Source organism: Eggerthella guodeyinii (genome assembly GCF_009834925.2).
Lineage (GTDB): Bacteria > Actinomycetota > Coriobacteriia > Coriobacteriales > Eggerthellaceae > Eggerthella > Eggerthella guodeyinii.
This window is the reverse complement of sequence record NZ_CP063310.1, coordinates 4,114,823-4,135,973: the sequence shown is the minus strand read 5'-3', so window position 1 is coordinate 4,135,973 and position 21,151 is coordinate 4,114,823. Positions and strand designations below refer to the sequence as shown.

Below are 21,151 nucleotides of genomic sequence, written 5' to 3'. Positions count from 1 at the left end.
AGGGAGCGACATCATGGAACTCGATCGCAGGAACTTTCTGAAGGGCGCGGCGGTCACGGCCGTCGGCGCCATGGGCGCGGCGACGCTGGCCGCCTGCTCGCCCGCGAACAAGGCCGACAAAGATGCGGAAGCCGTCAGCGCCGGCGCGCCCGACGGCGAGTCGTACAACACCGCCGCCACCGCGCAGCGCAAATGGGCCTTCGAGATTCCGCCCGAGCCCATCGCCGAGGCGGACATCAAGGAAACCATCGAAGCCGACCTCGTGGTGGTGGGTTGCGGCACCGCCGGCCTCATGACGGCGAACAGCGCCGCCGAAGCGGGCGTGGACACCATCATCGTGTCCGCCTCGACGAAGCCCACGTGCCGCGGCGGGTCGAACAACGCCGTGTACTGCAAGGCGTTCGAAGAGCAGGGCTACCCGCGCGTCCCCGTCGAGCAGTACGAGAAGGAAATCTTCTGCCAGACGCACAAGGTGGACCAGCGCAAGTGGTACCAGCATTACAACCACTCCGAAGAGGCCATGAACTGGACCATCGATCTCATGGAGAAGGCCGGCTACGGCATCACCATCGAGATCGGCACGCCGGACGACGAGGACAGCCTCTACCTGCAGCGCACGGCCGCCGTCGGCTGGGACCTCAACGGCCAGACGCCTCCCGAGGAGGGGCTCGAGATCGTCACCGGCAAGATGCAGCCGCTGCTGGTGTGGGAGCTCGCTCGCCATCTGGAGGAAGACCTCAAGGGCACGATCTACTACAAGAACGTCGCCGAGCAGCTCGTTCGCGAAGACGACAACACGGGCCGCGTGAGCGCCGTCGTCTGCAAGCGCGAGGACGGCACGTACGCGAAGTACGTGGGCAAGAAGGCCGTCGTGCTGGCCACGGGCGACTTCTCGGGCGATCGCGACATGATGCGCCGCTACTGCCCCGAAACCGCCGATTACGTCAGCGATGACGTGTACGACAAGGATCCCGACTGGGATCAGGGCTTCAAGTACGGCGGCATCTACAAGGGCCAGGGCCAGAAAATGGGCCTGTGGGTGGGCGCTGCGTGGCAGAAGAGCTTCCCGAACTGCACGATGGGCGCGTACTGGGGCCCCGGCCCGCGCAACCTGTACACGAACCACCTGGGCCTGCTGGTCGACCGCGACGGCCAGCGCTTCATGAACGAGAACTGCGTAGGCCCGCTGGCCAGCCAGAACATCATGATGCTGCCCGAGAAGAAGGCGTATGCCATTTGGGATGCGGGCTACGCGAAGCACGAGGCCGTGTCGGGCGACTGGACGAACGACTCCATGATGACCGGCGACGAGGCCGTCGCCGCAGCGGTGGCTTCCTGGGACAAGGCGGCGTCCGGTGCGAACAAGACCTACGTCAAGGGCGACACCGTCGAGGAGGTCGTGGAGAAGCTCGGTCTGCCGAAGGAGGCGGTCGAGACGGTCAAGCGCTACAACGAGCTGGCCGCGAAGGGCGCCGACGACGATTTCCACAAGGACGCGAAGCACCTGCATCCCATCGAGGAGGGCCCCTTCTACGGTGAGATGACCGACGTCTTCGGGTTCCTCACCGTCATGGGCGGCCTCAACACGAACGTGAACATGCAGGTGTGCGATGCTGACGACCAGCCCATCCCCGGCCTGTACAACGTGGGCACCATGGTGGGCGACGTGTTCGCCGGCACCTACACCTTCATGATCGAGGGCGCGAACTACGGCATGAACTGCGTGACGTTCGGCTACCTCACCGGCAAGTACATCGCCGAGAACGAGTAGCCCCCCGCTTTTCAACGGCCCTTCCCGCTGCCCGCGCTCCACCCTCCCGGGGCGCGGGCTTTTTGCTGCCTCGGTGCCCCGCCCTCTCGCGGGTTACTGCTCGAGCGACGCCGCGCGCTGGGCGGCCAGCTCGATGAGCTCCTGCTTGGAATGCACGAGCAGCTTCTGGTAGATGCGGCCCGTGTGCGTTTTCACCGTCTCCTCGGCCATGCTCAGCTCGCGCGCGATGGCCTTGCGGCTGTACCCCTTCACGACGAGGTCGAACACCTCGATCTCGCGCTTCGACAGACGATGCTCGGTGGCGATGAGCTGGCTCGCGACGGCCAGGTTGTCGCCCTCGCCGTCGGCTGCGCCGCTTTCACCGGGGCTCACGGCGCCCCAGCCGGTGCGAATGTTGCGGCTGCTCGTCATGAACAGCGCGGCCAGCAGCAGCACGAACGCCACGAACACCGACAGCAGGCTCCAGTCGGCGATGAGCACGTCCAGCAGGCTGCCGACGAACTGGCCGGCCAGCAGGCATGCCGTGGCCGAGCCGATGATCCACACGGGCGGCTGCCCCAGCCCTTTCGTCAGGTAGGCGCACAGCGAGCATGACATGAGGTACTGGAAGCAGTAGCCCGCATCGAGCGACAGCGCGCCGGGCAGCAGCGCGGGCTCGAACGTTCCCACGATGAAGAACCCGCTCGCCATGAGCGGGAACCCGATGCGGTAGATGAGCACGTCGAAGTTGTTCTTCACGGCGATGGCGCAGAAGAACAGCAGGGCCACGGCGGCGAAGTAGCCCATGCTCACCACGAGCGACGAGCTGCCGAAGTTGTTGATCAGCAGGCTGTGCATGACGCCCAGCGCGAGGCCCTGGAACGCCGACGTCACGAGGAACTTGGTGGGCGGGTGCACTTTGACCTGCATGCCCTGGCCGTACAGCTCGCGTCGCGGGAACTGCGCGATGCTTTTCCAGATGCAGGCCACCATGGGCAGCGGCATGAGCACGAGCGCCACCTGGCCCACCTGGCTGGGGAACAGCGACAGCGCGAGCGCCCCCACCGTGCCGATGAACAGCGCCGCGATGCCGTTGAACAGCACCTGCAGCGGGCCGATGCAGGCGAACACGCGGCTCGTTTCCAGGTTGACGTTCGCCGTTCCGCACCCGATGAGGATGGATGCGGCCAGGTAGGTGACTACGGCGAGGTCGTGATGATCGTCCATGAGCGCGGGGTACGCGCAGTACAGCATGGCTCCCAGCATCAGCACGGTGCACAGCACGTACGGAAACCAGCGTGCCTCGCTGAACCGGTTGACGCGCTTGTATCCCAGGCACCACACGAGGTACGTGATCACGCTGGCCATCAGCAGCACGGTGCCCTTCGGCAACGGGACGCTGCCGGCCAGCGGCGAGGGGTCGAGGAACAGGTAGGGGCTCTGGAACAACAGGACCGTCTGCATCCAATACAGGCCGAAGCCGATCGACAGGAACGGGTGCTTTGCGATGCTCTCCTTGAATTGGCGAACGTACCGCCGCTGGTCGTCGATGCGATTGAATGCGCTTCCCATAACCCCTCTTCCGCCCCACATCCCCCGTGCTCACAGCATAGCACGCAGTCCTCACATCGGGATTATCCCGCAACGCATATATTATTCTTGACAAAGTATAATAAACGTCGTAAAGTATGCCTCGTGGAAATACCGACTCCAACGGTTCTCCTCGTTTCACTCGTCCAAGCACAGGCCGCCTCCCCCGCGGCCTGTGCTGCGTTTAGGGGCATGCGAGGTGCATCGTCGTCGCGCGGCCCGCAGCCCGCGATGTTTCACGTGAAACATTTGTTCCCCTGTCTATTTTGCGACGAACCTGCGCCTTGCCCGCCCGATTGACTATACTGGTGAGCATCAGGCTTTGAGAAAGGAAGCTCCGTGGCAGAAATACACTTCGGAACCGATGGCTGGCGAGCCATCATCGGCGAGGATTTCACCAACGACAACCTCGTGCGCGTCATCGACGCGGCTGCGCGCGTGTTCAAGGAAGACGCCCTCGCGGCCGGTCGCACGGCGGACGCGCCCGGCACTCTCATCGTGGGGCACGACTGCCGTCAGGACGCGCACGCCTACGCGCAGCTGGCGGCTGAGGTCGCCGCGGCGCAGGGCTTCGCCGTCAAGCTCACGCAGGACTATTGCCCCACGCCCACGCTGTGCTGGTCGGTTGCCCAGGACGCCGACGCGGTGGGCGGCATCATGCTGACCAGCAGCCACAACCCGGCCGAGTACCTGGGCGTGAAGCTGCGCATGTCCGACGGCGGCGCGGCGGGCAAGGCGTACGCCGATCGCGTGGAGGCCGCCTTCGCCGACGCCCCCACCGAAGCGCGCGGCACGTGCGAGACGGTCGACCTCATGACCCCTTACCTCGCCACTTTGAAGGAGCGCGTGGACGCCGAGGCCATCCGCAACGCGCACCTGCGCGTGGTGGTGGACCCGCTGTACGGCGCGGGCCGCATCTACCTGGCCACATTGCTGCGCGACTTGGGCGTGGACGTGTGCGAGATCAACAACGCCGCCGACCCGACGTTCGACGGCCTGCATCCCGAGCCCATTCCGCCCTGGGTCGATCGCTGCATCGCCAAGGTGCCCGAGCTGGGCTATGACGCGGGCTTCATCAACGACGGCGACGCCGACCGCATCGGCGCGGTGGACGAGCACGGCAACTTCGTGAACCCGCACCGCATCATCACGCTGCTCACCTCGCACCTCGCCGAGGACAAGGGCCTCACCGGCCGCGTCGTGTCCACCATCACTGCGTCGGCCATGCTCGCGCGCCAGTGCAAGCGCCTGGGCCTCGAGCTGACCAGCACGCCGGTGGGCTTCAAGTGGATCTACGCCGAGATGGAGAAGGGCGACGTCATGCTGGGCGGCGAGGAGTCCGGCGGCATCGGCATCCCCAGCCATGTCATGGAGCGCGACGGCCTGCTGATGGCGCTGCTGCTGTGCGAGACGATGGCGCAGCGCGGCATGAGCCTGGGCCAGCTGGTGGACGATATGTTCGAGAAGGTGGGCAAGCTGGAGTTCGAGCGCCAGGGCCTGAAAATCACCGACGAGCAGATGGCGAACTTCCGCGCGAACATCGTGCCGAGCTACGCGCCCGCCGAGATTTGCGGCAAGAAGGTGGTGGACGTGGATCGTCGCGACGGCGTGAAGTTCTACCTCGAAGGCGACGCGTGGGTCATGATGCGCCCCTCCGGCACCGAGCCGCTCGTGCGCATCTACGCCGAGGCCGAGACGATGGACGAGGTCCACGACCTGCTGAAGGCCGCCGAAGAAGTGGTCACCGCATAGAGTCGCCGCCCCGCGCCGACGGCTCCCCCGCGCGATTGTTTCACGTGAAACATCTGTACTGCCCGCTGCGGCCCGGAATGCGTTCCGGGCCGCAGCGCTATGCTAGTTCGAACAGGTCGAGCAACTCTTGTCGCGAGTGCACATGGGTCTTTTCGTAAATGTGACGTACGTGGCTGCGTACCGTATGCGGCGAAACGACCAGCTCGTCTGAAATGTAGGCGAGCGTGCGCCCGCGCGCCAGATATTCGAGCACCTCGGCTTCCCGACGCGTGAGCCCGTACGTGTCGACGATGACTCCGATTTTGCGATCGGCTAACTCCTGTGCGCTCCGTTCCAACTCGCTTGATTCGTCTTGGGCCTCTTCCGTTTCCATCGACAACCTAGGCATCTTCTTGCGTGAGAGCGACACGGAAAACGCCAATGCAGCTAGGTAGCAGGTGCCGAGCGCCACCGCAATCAACGCAAACGTGTTAGACGAGAAGGTGGTGGTCAGCACCCAACCAACCAGCGCGCCGATTCCCGATACGCAGATGGTGATGCCGCGTGCGATGCCTGCGAGTATGGCGCCGCTCGCGCGGTAATCGAAAGCCGTTTCGGCCAGCAAGCAGGCCAGCATCATGTCGAAGATGACGCATCCGGTGCTGATGAGCGTGTTGGCGCCGATGGTGGTGATGCCGAGCATGGCGGGAAGGATGAGACATCCCAGGATGAGCAGGGGAATGGAAACTTTCCCTACCGTCGAGAGGTCCAGTCGCTTTCCCATCCCGAACATGATGACAAGCAGCACGGCCGCACCCAGCGCGTTGCCGACGAGCGAGAACGTGTGCACGCTGTTGAAGTCTACCGCTGCCGCTCCGGTGGTGGCGAACTGCTCGGACAGGCTGAACACCAATCCGAACACGGCGCAGCCTACCAACGGCTTCCAAAGGGTTTTCGCGATCTCGGTGGCATGGGGTACGGGTAACGCCGACGTTTCGGTCGGGCGAGCATCGTCCGCGGCTTCGTCGTGCAGGGGAGGCCGCGTTGCGCGCGCCAAGGAAACGCATGCGGCAAGGGCGAGAGCGAAGCAGGCGAAGGGTCCTGCCGCGGGAACGAAGAAAGACAGGCCCGCAACGGCAAAGTACAGCACGATCGCCAAGAACACGGAGGTCAGTATCCAGAAGCTTGAACTTTGGGGCTGCAGACGCCCAAACACTTCTCCCCAGCATGTGTTGAAACTGGCGTTCGCGGCACCGATGAGCGCGCCTCCCGACAACACGAGCGCGACCGAGGCGTCTCCTGCCAGCGATGCGGCAGCCACAAGCGCCATCCCTATGAGCGAGCACCCACCTGCCGCCAACGGAGCGCGTGCAAGAAAGCGTTCGAGCGAGAAGCCGTTCAGCAGCAGGGCTGCGATCGTGAAGTGAGCGAGAACGCTTGTGGAGATGGAGGAAGCGAACAGGAAGAGCACGAGCAACGGGACGCTCTCGTCGGGAAAGAACAGCACGGTGCTTTGGAACGAAAGCAGCGTTGTCGCCCACCAGAACGAGTAGCCTCCGTATGCGGGCTCATATGCGGTGATCTGCGTGCCCAATCTCTCCATGTTTCGCAATATCCCTGTTCAAAAGCTTGTGAAAGAAATAGGCAGTTTCATGCGATGCCTGAATTTTCCTGACGGAATAGGCTTCGAGACATCCATCCTCCCGTAAGCATTATAGCCGATGACGCATAAGCTTCGTTGGTTGCTTGCGGAGGAAGCTGTCAGCTCAAGGAAAGGAGATAGGGATGAAACAGGATCATGAGACCGAGGCACGTAGCGGGCGTGCGGAAGGATCGTTCACGCGGCGCGACGTGCTGAAAATGGGGGGCATCGGGGCCTTGTCTATGGCGGGGGTCGCGGCGCTGTCCGCATGCTCGCCGGCGTCTTCCAGCTCTTCAACGGGAAACGCGGCTCAAACCGCACGTGCTGACGAGGCTGCGCCCGCTTCGTCCGACACGCTCACGAAGGAAGCGTCGAAACCGAGTGGCACGGTCATGTGGCCCGACAAGCCGGGCTTTCTCAACGACGCGCTTGAAATTGCCGACGAGGACATCAGCGAGACGGTGGACGTCGACATCGTGGTGTGCGGCGCAGGTATAGCGGGCGTTGCCGCCGTGCGCGAGGCGGCTGCAGAACAGGGATTGACGGTAGCCGTCTTTGAGAAGACGGCAGGCGTGCAGGGCCGGTCGGGAGACTTCGGTGCCATCAACGCCGCATGTACGGAGCGCTATGGCATGACCGGGCTCGACGTGACGGAGGTGGTGGGCGAGCTCATGCGCGAGTCGGGTTACAAGGCGAACTACAGCATTTTGGAAGCATGGGCCTCGAACTCCGGTGCCGACCTGGATTGGTACTTCGGCGCGTTGCCCGATCTGCCGTACCTCGACTCCATCATGTCGCCCCAGCCGACCGATGCCGAATACTGGGTGCAGCCAGAACGCTATCCGCTGCCGGACGGTTGGTCCGGAAACGCCGACGAATACTATCCCTGCTTCCAAACCACGGTGCGCATGTATCCCGACCATGTTCCCTGTCTGCAAGCGAATTTCGATATCGCACAGGAATCGGGGAACGTGAAGATGGCGAAGTTCTATACGCCCGTTGTGAAGCTGATCAAGGAGGGCTCGCGCGTAACGGGCGTGATTGCGCACGATGATGAGAACGATACGTATATCCGCGCGAATGCGGCGAAAGGCGTCATCCTGGCAACGGGCGACTATTCGGGCAATACGGATATGCTGTACTACTACAATCCCGATACGACGGGCATCATGACGCTGTACTCGGGCATGGACATCGATGGAAAAGCATCCAACACGGGAGACGGACAGTGCTTGGGCATGCAGGTAGGCGCCATGATGGAAGCGACTCCCCATGCTCCGATGATTCACCACATGGGCTCGTGTATGGGAAGCTCGTGTTTCCTGGAGCTCAATGCGAACGGCTTGCGCTTCATGAACGAGGACGTTCCTGGTCAGCAGCTTGAGAATCAGATCGAAGGGCAGCCCGGTAAGTATTCTTACCAGTTCTTCGATGGCGCTTGGAAGGATCAAGTGCCCCACTTCAAGCCGGAGCATGGCGCCTGCTGCTATGTTCTTGAAGACGGGGTTATCACGTCGGGAGACGTGAACGACACGCTCACGCATAAGGATAGTTTCGCGTTCCAGGAGCAGATCGACGATGCCGTCGAGGCGGGTGAAACGCTGAAGGCGGATACCATCGACGAATTGCTGAAGCTGATCGGCGCAGACATCGACGCCGACGCCGCCAAGAAGAGCATCGAGCGCTATAACGAACTGGCAAGGGCGGGCAAGGATACCGACTTCGGCAAGAAGGCGAGCCGCATGTTCGCCCTCGAGACGCCGCCGTTCTACGCATCGAAGCTGACGTTGTCCACGATGCTCGTGTGCATGGGCGGCTTGGAGTCCGATGCCGCCTGCCACACGTTTGACGAGAATCACGAACTCATCGAGGGTCTGTACGTGGCTGGCAACGTGCAGGGCAATCGCTTCAAGGTGCAGTATCCCACTACGGTACCGGGTATCAGCCATAGCGTTGCCCTCACGGAGGGGCGCTTGGCCGTGAAATCGGTAGTGGAAGATCATTCCTGATTGATGGCGATTGTTTCACGTGAAACATCTGTATGGGGGACGCCCTGGGATCGCGTTGCGGTTCTGGGGCGTCCTCTATTCGCCGAAGCGCGGCAGCTTCTTCAGCAGCGCCCAGGCCACCTGCTTGTCCTGGCCATCGTCGAGCATCGCGTCGAAATCGCGGAACGCCACCACGCAGCGCCCGAACGCGCGGCCGGGCTTTCCCAAGGCGACGTCGCAGCGGAACGCACGCCCGAGCGCCTGGGCCGCCGCTTGGTCTGCGGCGATCAGGCACAGGGGGTCGAGCCCTTCGATCAACAGGAACAGCGCCTGGTCGTCCAGCCCTTCCACGGTGGCGAACGTGCACGCACCGCTCCCGTAGCCCAGCGAGGCCATCGCGCTATCGAGTGCCGCGCGGCTGCGCTCGCTCAAAGTCTGCGCGCTCGTCACGCACACGAGGGCCGAGCGCGCGCCGTCGAGGTGCTCGCCGAACAGCTCCCATGCTTCGTCGAGAGCGACTTCGTACATGTTACCATTCGCAGATTTTTTCACACGATCCCTTGCGGTCGAGGTGCGTTCGCCGTATAACCGTAATAATAGCAAGAAACGCCCGTTGCGGCATGCGCGTCGCGGCGGCATCACGATTGGAGAGCGCGTATGTGCACGAACGGGATCAACACGGGTCAATTCGAGCAGATGATCGAGCAGATCGACGACCACATCAAGCTGGAACGCCGCTGGGCTCACAACCTGGGGCATATGGCGGGCGATGCCGGCTTCGCCACCGTTTCCGAGAAGATGCATGCCGCGCAGGCCATGCTCGATGACGTACGCGCCCTGCTCGACGAGGCCAAGGACGCCCTCGAGGACGACGCCGAAGCGTCGGCGAACGTCACTGTCAACCTCGTGTAGGCGCGAGCGGTCTATGCGCAACGATCTCATGCGCTTCTCGGTCGCCATGCCCGAGGATCTGCTTGTCCGCTTCGACCAGCTCGTCGCGCGCCGCGGCTTGGCGAAGAACCGCAGCGAAGTGGTGCGCGACCTTGTGCGCGATGCGCTCGTCGAGGACGAGTGCGCCACGCCGGGCGTCGAAGTGGTGGGCACGCTCACCATCGTGTTCGACCATCATGCCAGCGATCTGCAGGAGAAGCTGCACGCCATTCAGCACGATTACTTCGAGTCCATCGTCTCGTCGATGCACGTGCACCTCGATGCTCACCACTGCCTCGAGGTCATCGTGCTGCGCGGCGAGACGGGCCTCGTGCAGGACATCGCGAACCTCATCCTGGGCACGAAGGGCGTGAAGAACGGTCGCCTCGTGGTCACCACGACGGGACAGTATATATAAGTAGGAGATTTCGCCGGCCCGCAAAGGGTCGGCGCTCGTGTTCGCGCGAATGTTTCACGTGAAACATTCGTTCGCATCAACTCATCGGAGGGCAGGGAGTAGTATGGATACCACGGTCATGCTGGGACACGGCAGCGGCGGCACGATGATGAAGCGCATCATCGACGACGTGTTCTTCGCCGCCTACGCCGGCGACGAGCTGCTGCGCGGCGACGATGCGGCGGTGTTGCCCGCCCCCGCGCCGGGCGAGCGGCTGGCGTTCTCGACCGACAGCTTCGTGGTGACGCCCCACTTCTTCCCCGGCGGAGACATCGGCCGCCTCGCCATTTGCGGCACGGTGAACGACGTGGCCACGAGCGGCGCCACCCCGCGCTACCTCAGCTGCGGCTTCGTGCTGGAAGAGGGCTTCCCCATCGAGGACCTCAAGCGCATCTGCGCCTCCATGGCCGCCTGTGCGCAGGAGGCCGGCGTGCGCCTGGTCACCGGCGACACGAAGGTGGTGAACCGCGGCCACGGCGACGGCGTGTACATCAACACGAGCGGCGTGGGCACCATCCCCGAGGGCGTCAACCTGGGCGGCGCGCAGTGCCGGCCGGGCGACAAGGTGCTGGTCACCGGCACGCTGGGCGATCACGGCATCACCATCATGAGCTGCCGCGAATCCTTGAGCTTCTCGGCCGACCTGGAAAGCGACGCCGCGCCCCTCAACCACCTTATCGCCGAGGTGCTGGAAGCGGCGCCGAGCACGCGCTGCTTCCGCGACCCCACGCGCGGCGGCCTGGCGTCCACGCTCAACGAGCTGGCGGCCCAGTCGAGCACCGACATCACCGTGGACGAGGACGCCATCCCCGTGAAGCCCGCCGTGCAGGGCGCGTGCGACATGCTGGGCTACGACGTGCTGCAGGTGGCGAACGAAGGCAAGATGGTGTGCGTGGTGGCGGCCGACGAGGCCGACGCGGCGCTCGCCGCCATGCGCGCGAACCGATACGGCGCCGACGCGGCCATCATCGGCGAGGTGTCGGCCATGCAGCCCGAACGCGGCTCCAAGGTGTTCCTGCGCACGGCGTTCGGCGGTACGCGCATCCTCGACATGCTCGTTGGCGAGCAATTGCCGCGCATTTGTTAAAAGTTCTCCATACGACCCGGGGAAAGGCAAGAAGCGAGCGCTAACCTGCGAAAAGGCGCGCGAAGGCACCTGTCGAGCCCCGAAACGGGCGCGCTTTCGATAGAGAATTTGCCGCCGCACCCTGAGAAATTCGGCGTTTCTTCTTGCATTTGCGGACAACAATGGTATCTTGCGGGCATAAAGTTTTTGGGGAAGTGACCCGACGCATCCCGTCGGAATGCTTTAGACGAGAAGGAGTTAACTATGTCTCACCCGGTTATCGAGGCCGATGAGTGCATCGGTTGCGGCATCTGCGTCGATGCCTGCCCGCAGGAAGTGCTCGAGGTTGTCGGCGGCGTCGCCGAGGTCGTGAACGAAGATGCGTGCATCGCGTGCGGCGACTGCGTCGAGGAGTGCCCCATGGGCGCGATCCCCGAGGTCATCGAGGACTAGCCTCCGGCTTCACCCGCTTTCAACAAGCGCATCAAGAACCCCCGCCTCCCCAGGAGGCGGGGGTTCTTTGCGTTCGGGCAACAAGTGCATGGATGCAGCGTAACGGTGCGATGCGAGAGCGGCGCGCATCGCGGCAGATCGCTATAGTTTGGGGCGTTAACAAAACTTACATGACAAATTGGTAACTAACTTGACACCAACAGACTTAGATTATATAGTCCAATACATCGAAGAGAGCTTGAGCATGCGGAACGCATCCGCGGCCGCGCCCTCCATCGACAAAGTGCGCCTGCGGGCGTGCTTTGACGCATAGACAGAAAACGACTGCTAACGACTTACTTAGGTAACAACTCCAACAGAGAGGAAGCAGGATAATGAGCAAGATTCTTGGTATCGACTTGGGCACGACGAACTCCGCCATGGCCGTCATGGAGGGCTCCGAGCCCGAAATCCTCGTGAACGCCGAGGGCGACCGCACCACCCCGTCGGTCGAGGGCTTCCGCAAGGACGGCGAGCGCGTCGTCGGCAAGGCTGCGAAGAACCAGGCTGTCACGAACCCTGAGAACACCGTTTCGTCCGTCAAGCGCTTCATCGGCCGCTCGTTCAACGAGACGCCGGAAGAGCAGAAGACGGTCAGCTACAAGCTGCAGAAGGGCAAGGACGGCCGCGCGGTCGTCGACATCGACGGCAAGGACTACACCCCGGAGGAAATCTCCGCCATGGTGCTCCAGAAGCTCAAGAACGACGCCGAGAAGCAGCTGGGCGCGCCGGTCACGCAGGCCGTCATCACGGTGCCCGCGTACTTCAACGACGCGCAGCGCCAGGCCACGAAGGACGCCGGCAAGATCGCGGGCCTCGAAGTGCTCCGCATCATCAACGAGCCGACGGCCGCCGCGCTGGCCTACGGCCTCGACAAGACGAACAAGGACGAGAAGATCCTCGTCTTCGACCTGGGCGGCGGCACGTTCGACGTGTCCATCCTGGAGCTGGGCGACGGCGTGTTCGAGGTTGCGTCCACCGCCGGCGACAACCACCTGGGCGGCGACGACTGGGACCAGCGCATCATCGACTGGATGGCCGACAAGTTCAAGGCTGAGAACGGCATCGACCTGCGTCAGGACAAGATGGCCCTGCAGCGTCTGAAGGAAGCTGCCGAGAAGGCGAAGATGGAACTGTCCTCCACCACGCAGGCCAACATCAACCTGCCGTTCATCACGGCCGACGCTTCCGGCCCGAAGCACCTCGACTACACGCTGACGCGTGCCGAGTTCGAGCGCATCACGAAGGACCTGCTGGATCGCGTGAAGAAGCCCGTCGAGCAGGCGCTCAAGGACGCGGGCCTCAAGTCCGGCGACCTTGACGAGGTCATCCTCGTGGGCGGCTCCACCCGTATGCCCGCCGTGCAGGACATCGTGAAGAAGCTCACCGGCAAAGAGCCGAACATGTCCGTGAACCCGGACGAGGTCGTTGCCATGGGCGCTGCCGTTCAGGGCGGCGTGCTGGCCGGCGACGTCGAGGGCATCCTGCTGCTCGATGTGACCCCGCTGTCGCTGGGCGTCGAGACCATGGGCGGCGTCATGACGAAGATGATCGACCGCAACACCACCATCCCGACCCGCAAGACCGAGATCTACTCCACCGCGTCCGACAACCAGACGTCGGTCGAGGTGCACGTCCTGCAGGGCGAGCGCCAGATGGCCTCCGACAACAAGACGCTGGGCAAGTTCCAGCTGACCGGCATCCCGGCCGCGCGCCGCGGCGTGCCGCAAATCGAGGTCACGTTCGACATCGACGCCAACGGCATCGTGAACGTGTCGGCGAAGGATCTGGGCACCGGCAAGCAGCAGCAGATCACCATCTCCGGCTCCACCGCGCTGAACGACGACGAGGTTGAGCGCATGGTGAAGGACGCCGAGGCCCATGCCGAGGAAGACGCCAAGCGCAAGGAAGAGATCGAGGTTCGCAACAACGCCGACGCCCTGGTGAACGCCACCGAGCAGACGCTGCAGGAAGTGGGCGACAAGGCTCCGGCCGACGTGAAGTCCGCCGCCGAGGAGGCTATCGCCGAGGCGAAGTCGGCGCTCGAGGGCTCCGACATGGACGCCATCAAGGCCGCGACCGAGAAGATGCAGCAGGCGGGCTACAAGCTGGCCGAGGTCGTGTACTCCACGCAGGGCGCGGACGCCGCCTCGCAGGCTGCCGCCGCCGAGTCCACCCCGGCCGATGACACCATCGAGGCCGACTACGAGGTCGTCGAGGACGACGACAATAAGGAAGGGAAGTAATCGCTATGGCCCAGCCCAACCAGCCCACGCCCGAGCGCGCGGCTCAAGGCGCAGGCAAGAGCGTTCCCATCGAAGATACCCGACCTGCGGCTGAGGAAGCTCAGCCGCAGGAGCGGCCCGCCGACGAGGCGCCCGCAGCCCAAGACGAGCCGGTTGAAGCCGAAGCGGTTGAGGCCGAGATCGTCGAAGACGCCGGCCCTTCGGCCGACGAGCAGGTGGCCCAGGCGAAGGCCGAAGCCCAGGATTGGCAGGACAAGTTCATGCGCCTGCACGCCGAGTGGGACACGTACCGCCGTCGCACGACGGAGCAGCGCGAGGTCGAGAAGAGCCGCGCGACGGAGAAGCTGGTCACCAGCCTGCTGCCCGTCATCGACGACTTCGAGCGCACCATCGACTACGCCACGAAGAACGGTGAAGGCGGCTTGTTCGACGGCGTGAAGGCCGTGCACGCGAAGCTCGTCGACGTGCTGAAGAAGGACGGCGTCGAGGTGATCGACCCGGCCGGCGAAGCATTCGACGCGCTGGAGGCGCAAGCGGTGGCCACGGTGGACGATGCCAGCGTGCCCGACGAGACGGTGTCCGAGGTGTACCAACGAGGTTACAAGATGGGAACGAAAGTTCTCAGGCCTGCAATGGTAACCGTCACTTCCGGCGGCCCCAAACGGGAGAAACCGCAGGAAGACGCGGAAAAGCAAAAGTAAATGACCATGAGCGGGCAAGGCCACACGGCGGCCCGCTTTTGGTTTACGGAAGCCGGTTGAATTCAACAATGGAAACAACAGGCTTTCGGTGGTGAGTCAGATTGGCTTGAAGGTTCTGCGTTCGTGAGCTAAGCGGCCTGATGGGCCGTGTGCGAACGGAGGCAGGTTCTGAAAGCCAATCTGGCCGCCACCGGAAGCCGTCAGGTTGATAAAGGAGGTGGAGCGTTCATGGCGGCGACTCCTGACTACTACAAGACGCTAGGCGTTCCACGCACGGCGACGGCCGACGAGATCAAGAAGGCCTTTCGCAAACTCGCGCGCACGCATCACCCCGACGCCGGTGGCGACGAGGCGAAGTTCAAGGAGCTCAACGAAGCGTACGAGGTGCTGTCGGACGAAAAGAAGCGCAAGCTGTACGATCAATACGGTACGGCGAACGAGCATCAGATCCCCCAGGGCTGGGGCGGCGGCGGTTCCGTCAACGTCGAGGACATCTTCGGCGGCGCAGGCGGAGGCGGCTTCGGCAGCTGGGCCGATATCCTGGAAAGCATCCGTCACGGCGAAGGCGCGTTCGGAACGGACTGGGATTTCAACGACATGTCGGGCTTTGGAGGCGGTCGCCAACCGCGTCCGCGCAAGGGCCAGGACATGAACGTCACCCTCAACGTGACGTTCGATGAGGCATTCAAGGGTGCCGAGAAGCGCGTGACCGTGCGCGTTCCCGGCCGCGGCGAGTCCGAGACGCTCACGGTGAAGATCCCGGCCGGTGCCGTGGACGGCGGCCGTCTGCGCTTCAAGGGCAAGGGCGGTCCGGGCGAGAACGGCGGTGCAGCGGGCGACCTGCTGATCACCACGAAGATCGACCCGCATTCGTTCTACACCCGCAAGGGCGCCGACGTGCTGATGGACGTGCCCGTGAGCGTGGCCGAGGCCGCGCTGGGCGCGAGCGTGGTGGTTCCCGCGCCGGACGGCACGAAGGTGCGCGTGCGCGTGCCGAAGGGCACCCAGGACGACACCGTGCTGTCGGTGAAGGGCAAGGGCGCCCCGAAGGTGAAGGGCGACGGCTCGGGCGATTTGAAGATCACCGTGAAGGTGGTCGTGCCCAAGGACATGAACGAAGGACAGAAGAAGGCCATGGAAGACTACCTGGCCGCCACGACTGACGACGTGAGGAGCTGGTGATGAGCGACCGTACCGACCGCAACCGCCCGCTGTACATGATCAGCGTGGCCGCGCAGCTGGCGGGCGTTCACCCGCAAACGCTGCGCGCGTACGAACAGAAGGGGCTCGTCTCGCCCCAACGCACGAGCGGCAACACCCGCATGTACTCGCCGGCCGACATCGAGCGGCTCGAGCTGATCAACGAGCTGACGAGCGAGGGCATCAACCTGGCGGGCGTCATCCGCATCCTCGATCTCCAGGGTCGCCTGGAGGAACGCGACAACGAGCTGGACGACCTGCACAAGCGCGTGCGCCGTCTGGCCGATCGCGTGCACGAGCTGGAAACGCGCGAAAGCGTGAACGCCCTCGTGCGCGTATCCGACTTACCGACTGCTTTGCGGCAGCTGCCCTAAGCGAAGGAGGAACGTTGCAATGAACATGGGTAACCTGAACAAGCTAGCCCTGACCGCTCAGGAAGCGCTGCAGCAGACGATCGTCATCGCTTCCGAGAACGAGTCATCCCAGGCCGAGCCTATTCATATGCTGAAGGCTCTGCTGGAATCGAAAGAGAACAACCTGTCGGCCATCATCAAGCGCATCGGCGCCGAGCCGTTCCAGCTGCAGGCCAACGTCGACGCTGAGATCCAGCGCATGCCGAAGGTCAGCGGCAACCCCGGCATGATGAGCGGCGTTCCGGGCCCGGCGCTGATGAACCTCATCGACGCCGCCGTGAAGGTGGCCGAGAAGCTGGGCGACAGCTACGCCACGAGCGAGCATCTGCTGATCGCGCTGTCCGAAGAGAAGGGCGCCGCGGGCAAGATTCTCACCACCGCGGGCGTCACGCGCAAGAGCATCGAAGCCGCCTACGAAGAGCTGCGCGGCGATACGCGCGTCACCGACCAGCAGAACAAGGTGCAGTTCGAGGCTCTCGAGCAGTACGGCCAGAACCTCACGCAGAAGGCGCGCGAAGGCAAGCTCGACCCGGTCATCGGCCGCGCCGAGGAAATCCGCCGCACCATCCAGGTGCTGTCGCGCCGCACGAAGAACAACCCCGTGCTCATCGGCGAGCCGGGCACCGGCAAAACGGCCATCGTCGAGGGCCTGGCCCAGCGCATCGTGGCCGGCGACGTGCCCTCGTCGCTGAAGGATCGCGACCTCGTGGCGCTCGACCTGGGCGCGATGGTGGCCGGTGCGAAGTACCGCGGCGAGTTCGAGGACCGCTTGAAGGCCGTGTTGCGCGAGGTGAAGCAGAGCGAGGGACGCATCATCCTGTTCATCGACGAGCTGCACACCATCGTGGGCGCCGGTTCCACGGGCGACAGCTCCATGGACGCGGGCAACATGCTGAAGCCCGCCCTTGCGCGTGGCGAGCTGCATGCCATCGGCGCCACGACGCTTGACGAGTACCGCAAGTACATCGAGAAGGACGCCGCGCTCGAGCGCCGCTTCCAGCCCGTGCTGGTCACCGAGCCTACGGTGGAGGACACCATCGCCATCCTGCGCGGTTTGAAGGAGAAGTACGAGATCCACCACGGCGTGCGCATCACCGACGCGGCCATCGTGGCGGCGGCCGAGCTGTCGAACCGCTACATCTCCGACCGCTTCCTGCCCGACAAGGCCATCGACCTCATGGACGAGGCCGCTAGCCGCCTGCGCATCGAGATCGACTCGATGCCCGAGGAAGTGGACGCTGCCGAGCGCAAGCTCACCCAGATGCAAATCGAGGAGCAGGCGCTCATGAAGGAGAGCGACCAGGCGTCGCAGGAGCGTCTGGAGGCGCTGCGCCGCGAGATCGCCACGGCTCAGGAAGACCTCGACAAGCGCAAGGCCGAATGGCAGAACGAGAAAGACGCCATCGAGCACGTGCAGAACCTCAAGAGCGATCTCGAGGGCGCGCAGCTTGAAGAGGAACGCGCCACCCGCGAGGGCGACCTCGTGAAGGCGTCCGAGATCCGCTACGCGCGCATCCCCGCGCTGCAGCAGCAGCTGCATGCGGCCGAGGAAGAGCTCAACGTGAAGCAGCAGGACGGCGCCATCCTCAAGGAGGAGGTGTCGGACGACGAGATCGCCGAGGTCGTGTCCACGTGGACGGGCATCCCCGTGCAGAAGATGATGCAGGGCGAGATGGCCAAGCTGGTCGACCTGGAGGAGAAGCTGCACGAGCGCGTGGTGGGCCAGGACGAGGCTGTGTCCTCGGTGGCCGGCGCCATCCGCCGTAACCGCGCCGGGTTGTCGGACCCGAACCGCCCCATCGGCTCGTTTTTGTTCCTGGGCCCCACCGGCGTGGGCAAGACCGAGCTGGCGAAGGCGCTGGCCGAGTACCTGTTCGACAGCGAGAAGGCCATGATCCGCATCGACATGTCGGAGTACATGGAGAAGTTCTCGGTGCAGCGTCTGATCGGTGCGCCTCCGGGATACGTGGGCTACGACGAGGGCGGCCAGCTGACCGAGGCCGTGCGCCGCAAGCCCTACTCGGTGATCCTGCTCGACGAGATCGAGAAGGCGCACCAGGACGTGTTCAACATCCTGTTGCAGGTGCTCGATGACGGCCGCCTGACCGACGGCCAGGGCCGCGTGGTGTCGTTCAAGAACGCCATCATCATCATGACGTCGAACGTGGGCTCGCAGTTCATCCGCGAGTTCGCCGAACACGGCGACGAGAAGGCCATGAAGCAGGCCATCGACGGCGCCCTGCGCGCGACGTTCCGCCCCGAGTTCATCAACCGCATCGACGACGTGGTGGTGTTCAACGCGCTCAACATGACGAACATCGAGCCCATCGTCGACCTGCAGCTGGAAGAGGTACGCGACCGTCTGGCCGACCGCCGCATCACCCTCGACGTGACGCCGGCGGCGATGGAGCACCTGTCCATCGACGGCTACGACCCCATCTTCGGCGCGCGTCCGCTGAAGCGCCTCATCCAGAAGGAGATCGTCGACCGCATCGCCCAGAAGGTGGTGGAGGGCAACCTGCGCGACCGCAGCCACGTCCTCATCAGCATCGACCAGGACGGCAACTACGAATGCACGGTGGAAGAGCCCCTGGAGCTCGACGCCTCGGCGTTGGACGACTTGCTGACGAGCGGCGAGAAGTAGACACCCGCGCACGATGATCGCATGCAGCCTGCCGGTACCTTTGGCAGGCTGCATGTTTTGTTTCGCTTGCGAAACGCCTGAGCCAGCTAGTCCGTTGCGGTGGAAATGTCGCTCTGCAATTCTCGAGGCCAGGCATGACAGTCTTTGCAGGCCATGTCTTCCTTTTGGGTCATCCCCTTGTCGTCGTTATGACAGTTTTCGCAGGTCAACGAAGCACCGTGGATGTTTGTGTGGGGGTTCGAGTCTCCGTACTGCTCGGTGTACGTCGAGGCTTCGTCCAGCCTGCTGCGCAGCTCCAGGTAGCTGCTGTACGAGTTGTCGATATCGTCGGCGCTGATAAACCGTGCGTCAGCGTGGGTTGCCGAGTCTGCAGACGTATCTGCGATGGAATCTGCATTCGGCGAGCAGCCCACAACGGTTAGGGTAAGAGTTAGGGCGGCTACGATGGATACGATACAGGCCTTCCTTTTCATGGTTACTCTCCTTTGATCGCGTGCTTGGCGGCAACGTAGCCGAACGTGACCGCTCGACCGACAGAGGTCGCGGGCAGATGACGTGGGTAGGAAATCGAGAACATGCCGCCCGAAACGTTGCCCGTGGCGTAGAGGCCTTCGATAACCTCCTCTTCGTTGTTCAAGACCTGGGCGTGCTCGTTGATGATCAAGCCGCTTACGTTAACCAAGACCTTGCTGTTGTGCTTGCATGCGTAGAACGGGCCGGTTTGGATTTTCTGCGCGGCGGTCTCCAGGGAACGACGGAATTTCAGGTCGGCAGGCTCGTCGGCGTCGAAGTAGCCGTTCCACTCTTCCAGGGTCGCTTGCAGGATTGCGGGGTCGGCATCCATGGCCAGGGCGAGTTCTTCAATCGTGTCGGCTTGCACCAGCTCGCCGCGCGCCTTGCCGTCTTCGATGTCGCTCGTCAGCTTGCCCGTGTCGTCTTTCACGCCGTCCACGATGGCCTGGTCGAACACGAACCATACCGGCTTGCCGCTGATCCCCGCTTCGGATATGGCGTTTGCGACGAAGTTGTGCGGAAGCTTTTCGTTCACGAAACGGCGGCCTTTGAAATCGACCCAGATGCTGGACGTAAAGCAGCTCGAAACCATGGAGGCGTCCATAACGCGCCCCGGCAGGCCGCTGCGAAACACCATGAGGGTGTGGGGCAGCGGGTCCATCTGCGCGCCGACAGCCAAGCCCATCATGTGGCCGTCGCCGGTGTTGCCCGTGTTGGGTGCGTACACGCAGCAGCCGTTGAAGTCCTCGGGGCGGCACCACGACTCCATCATCTGCGGATTTGCTTCGTAGCCGCCCGTGGCAAGCAGGACGCCCTTCGCGGCTTCTATCCGGTAGTAGCCGTTTTCGTCCTGGGCGATGGCGCCGCATACCCGGCCCGATTCGTCCTGAACCAGCTGCACGCCTGCGGTGTTGTATCGAATGTCGAGGTTGTCGTAGGTTGCGGCGGTCGTTTCGAGGGAATCGAACGCCACGGGGCCTCGCCACCAGGTGTCCCACTTCACGTTGTCGGGAAACTTCAGCTTGTGCTCGGCCTGGATGGTGTCGAAACCGTAGCCCGTCTCCTTCTGCACCGTGCTGTAGAGGCTGACGCCCTTGTTGGCCTTGATGAGCATGTCGTTCATGAAATCGGTCGCTTCGCCGGACTGCTCGACGAAGCTCCAGACCACTTCGGAACGTGCGCGCCAATACGAAGAGCGCATGATGGCTTCCACGTATTCTGCGGGGTCGGGCACGTTGTTGATTTCCTGCTGCATGTTCGTGTTGTAGCCGCCAACGCTTTCCCATGTGTTGCGGCCGCGGTCCATCTTCTCGATGGTGATAACGTTCGCGCCTTCGTTGGCGGCTTCCAACGAAGCCATCATGCCGCCGATTCCGCAGCCGATGATGAGGAAGTCGCACGTGTCGGTGCGCGAGATGTCGGAATCGTCGAACTCCTTATCATCGTAGGCGACGTAACCGTCCAGTTGGTCCCACGCGGCTTTCTTCACGGGGATATACTGCGTGCCTTCTCCAAAAATGGTTTGATACTTGTTGAGGCTGTGACCTTCGTCGGCTTGGGCTGCCAGCGCTACTTGATGCGACGGCGCGGCAAGCTCGGAAGCTCCAAGAATGCCCGCCGTCAGACCTACGAAGCCTGCCCCTTTCAGGAAAGTACGCCTTGACACGTTTGCGTGTTCCATAGTTTCCCTCTCCCTTTCTCTCGCGTAATCGAACAACATCGGGGAACATACGCCAGGCAAGGCGGCCCAACCATCGCAAATAATGATGAATTCAACGTTTTACCTGG

Annotated in this window: 17 protein-coding genes; 12 read left to right on the top strand and 5 right to left on the bottom strand. The window is 63.4% G+C overall.

The features are described 5' to 3' along the window. Nucleotides 1-13: 13 nt before the first annotated feature. Complete coding sequence (locus tag GS424_RS17665) at nucleotides 14-1,771, top strand: FAD-binding protein (RefSeq protein WP_160940849.1); 1,758 nt, start codon at nucleotides 14-16, stop codon at nucleotides 1,769-1,771. Between the two features lie 93 nt (nucleotides 1,772-1,864). Here the strand turns inward: GS424_RS17665 and GS424_RS17660 are convergent, their stop codons facing one another. Continuing rightward, nucleotides 1,865-3,322 carry a response regulator transcription factor gene (locus tag GS424_RS17660; protein ID WP_160940850.1) on the bottom strand — a complete coding sequence of 486 codons (1,458 nt, stop codon included), beginning with the start codon at nucleotides 3,320-3,322 and terminating at the stop codon, nucleotides 1,865-1,867. Between the two features lie 357 nt (nucleotides 3,323-3,679). On the opposite strand from GS424_RS17660, the gene GS424_RS17655 reads away from it, so the two are divergent. Next, nucleotides 3,680-5,092: a phosphohexomutase domain-containing protein gene (locus GS424_RS17655; protein WP_160940851.1), complete on the top strand. Its 1,413-nt coding sequence runs from the start codon at nucleotides 3,680-3,682 to the stop codon at nucleotides 5,090-5,092. 97 nt (nucleotides 5,093-5,189) lie between these two features. On the opposite strand, the gene GS424_RS17650 is transcribed toward GS424_RS17655, so the two are convergent. Further along, nucleotides 5,190-6,674, bottom strand: coding sequence for a helix-turn-helix domain-containing protein (locus tag GS424_RS17650; protein WP_160940852.1), 1,485 nt, complete (start codon nucleotides 6,672-6,674; stop codon nucleotides 5,190-5,192). Between the two features lie 182 nt (nucleotides 6,675-6,856). On the opposite strand from GS424_RS17650, the gene GS424_RS17645 reads away from it, so the two are divergent. After that, on the top strand, nucleotides 6,857-8,722 hold the full coding sequence (locus GS424_RS17645; protein ID WP_160940853.1) for an FAD-dependent oxidoreductase: 1,866 nt from the start codon (nucleotides 6,857-6,859) through the stop codon (nucleotides 8,720-8,722). Between the two features lie 75 nt (nucleotides 8,723-8,797). On the opposite strand, the gene GS424_RS17640 is transcribed toward GS424_RS17645, so the two are convergent. Then, entirely contained in the window at nucleotides 8,798-9,229 is a 432-nt protein-coding gene (locus tag GS424_RS17640; RefSeq protein WP_222617667.1) for a hypothetical protein, read from the bottom strand. Between the two features lie 129 nt (nucleotides 9,230-9,358). On the opposite strand from GS424_RS17640, the gene GS424_RS17635 reads away from it, so the two are divergent. The 9 genes from GS424_RS17635 to clpB all read left to right on the top strand — a co-directional run bounded on the left by GS424_RS17635 (nucleotide 9,359) and on the right by clpB (nucleotide 18,850). Continuing rightward, entirely contained in the window at nucleotides 9,359-9,613 is a 255-nt protein-coding gene (locus GS424_RS17635; protein ID WP_009305426.1) for a hypothetical protein, read from the top strand. Nucleotides 9,614-9,626: 13 nt separating this feature from the next. Beyond that, complete coding sequence (gene nikR / locus GS424_RS17630; RefSeq protein ID WP_160940855.1) at nucleotides 9,627-10,049, top strand: nickel-responsive transcriptional regulator NikR; 423 nt, start codon at nucleotides 9,627-9,629, stop codon at nucleotides 10,047-10,049. Between the two features lie 103 nt (nucleotides 10,050-10,152). After that, nucleotides 10,153-11,175 carry a hydrogenase expression/formation protein HypE gene (gene hypE, locus GS424_RS17625; protein WP_160940856.1) on the top strand — a complete coding sequence of 341 codons (1,023 nt, stop codon included), beginning with the start codon at nucleotides 10,153-10,155 and terminating at the stop codon, nucleotides 11,173-11,175. Nucleotides 11,176-11,418: 243 nt separating this feature from the next. Beyond that, nucleotides 11,419-11,607: a 4Fe-4S binding protein gene (locus GS424_RS17620; RefSeq protein WP_009305423.1), complete on the top strand. Its 189-nt coding sequence runs from the start codon at nucleotides 11,419-11,421 to the stop codon at nucleotides 11,605-11,607. A gap of 374 nt (nucleotides 11,608-11,981) precedes the next feature. Then, nucleotides 11,982-13,892, top strand: a complete 1,911-nt coding sequence (gene dnaK, locus GS424_RS17615; RefSeq protein WP_154332581.1) for a molecular chaperone DnaK — start codon at nucleotides 11,982-11,984, stop codon at nucleotides 13,890-13,892. A 5-nt stretch (nucleotides 13,893-13,897) separates the two neighbouring features. Continuing rightward, on the top strand, nucleotides 13,898-14,593 hold the full coding sequence (locus GS424_RS17610; RefSeq protein ID WP_154332580.1) for a nucleotide exchange factor GrpE: 696 nt from the start codon (nucleotides 13,898-13,900) through the stop codon (nucleotides 14,591-14,593). 228 nt (nucleotides 14,594-14,821) lie between these two features. Continuing rightward, a complete protein-coding gene (locus GS424_RS17605) occupies nucleotides 14,822-15,775 on the top strand; it encodes a DnaJ C-terminal domain-containing protein (RefSeq protein WP_154332579.1) in 954 nt (317 codons plus the stop codon). After that, nucleotides 15,775-16,167 carry a heat shock protein transcriptional repressor HspR gene (locus GS424_RS17600; RefSeq protein WP_101721004.1) on the top strand — a complete coding sequence of 131 codons (393 nt, stop codon included), beginning with the start codon at nucleotides 15,775-15,777 and terminating at the stop codon, nucleotides 16,165-16,167. The genes GS424_RS17605 and GS424_RS17600 overlap by 1 nt, the downstream gene beginning before the upstream one ends. A gap of 19 nt (nucleotides 16,168-16,186) precedes the next feature. Further along, the gene (clpB, locus tag GS424_RS17595; protein ID WP_160940857.1) at nucleotides 16,187-18,850 is read left to right on the top strand and encodes an ATP-dependent chaperone ClpB; all 2,664 of its coding nucleotides are present in this window, start codon (nucleotides 16,187-16,189) and stop codon (nucleotides 18,848-18,850) included. A gap of 86 nt (nucleotides 18,851-18,936) precedes the next feature. Here the strand turns inward: clpB and GS424_RS17590 are convergent, their stop codons facing one another. Then, entirely contained in the window at nucleotides 18,937-19,323 is a 387-nt protein-coding gene (locus GS424_RS17590; RefSeq protein WP_160940858.1) for a cytochrome c3 family protein, read from the bottom strand. Nucleotides 19,324-19,325: 2 nt separating this feature from the next. Further along, nucleotides 19,326-21,044 (bottom strand): FAD-dependent oxidoreductase, encoded by a 1,719-nt coding sequence (locus GS424_RS17585; RefSeq protein WP_160940859.1) that lies wholly within the window; start codon nucleotides 21,042-21,044, stop codon nucleotides 19,326-19,328. Between the last annotated feature and the right edge of the window lie 107 nt (nucleotides 21,045-21,151).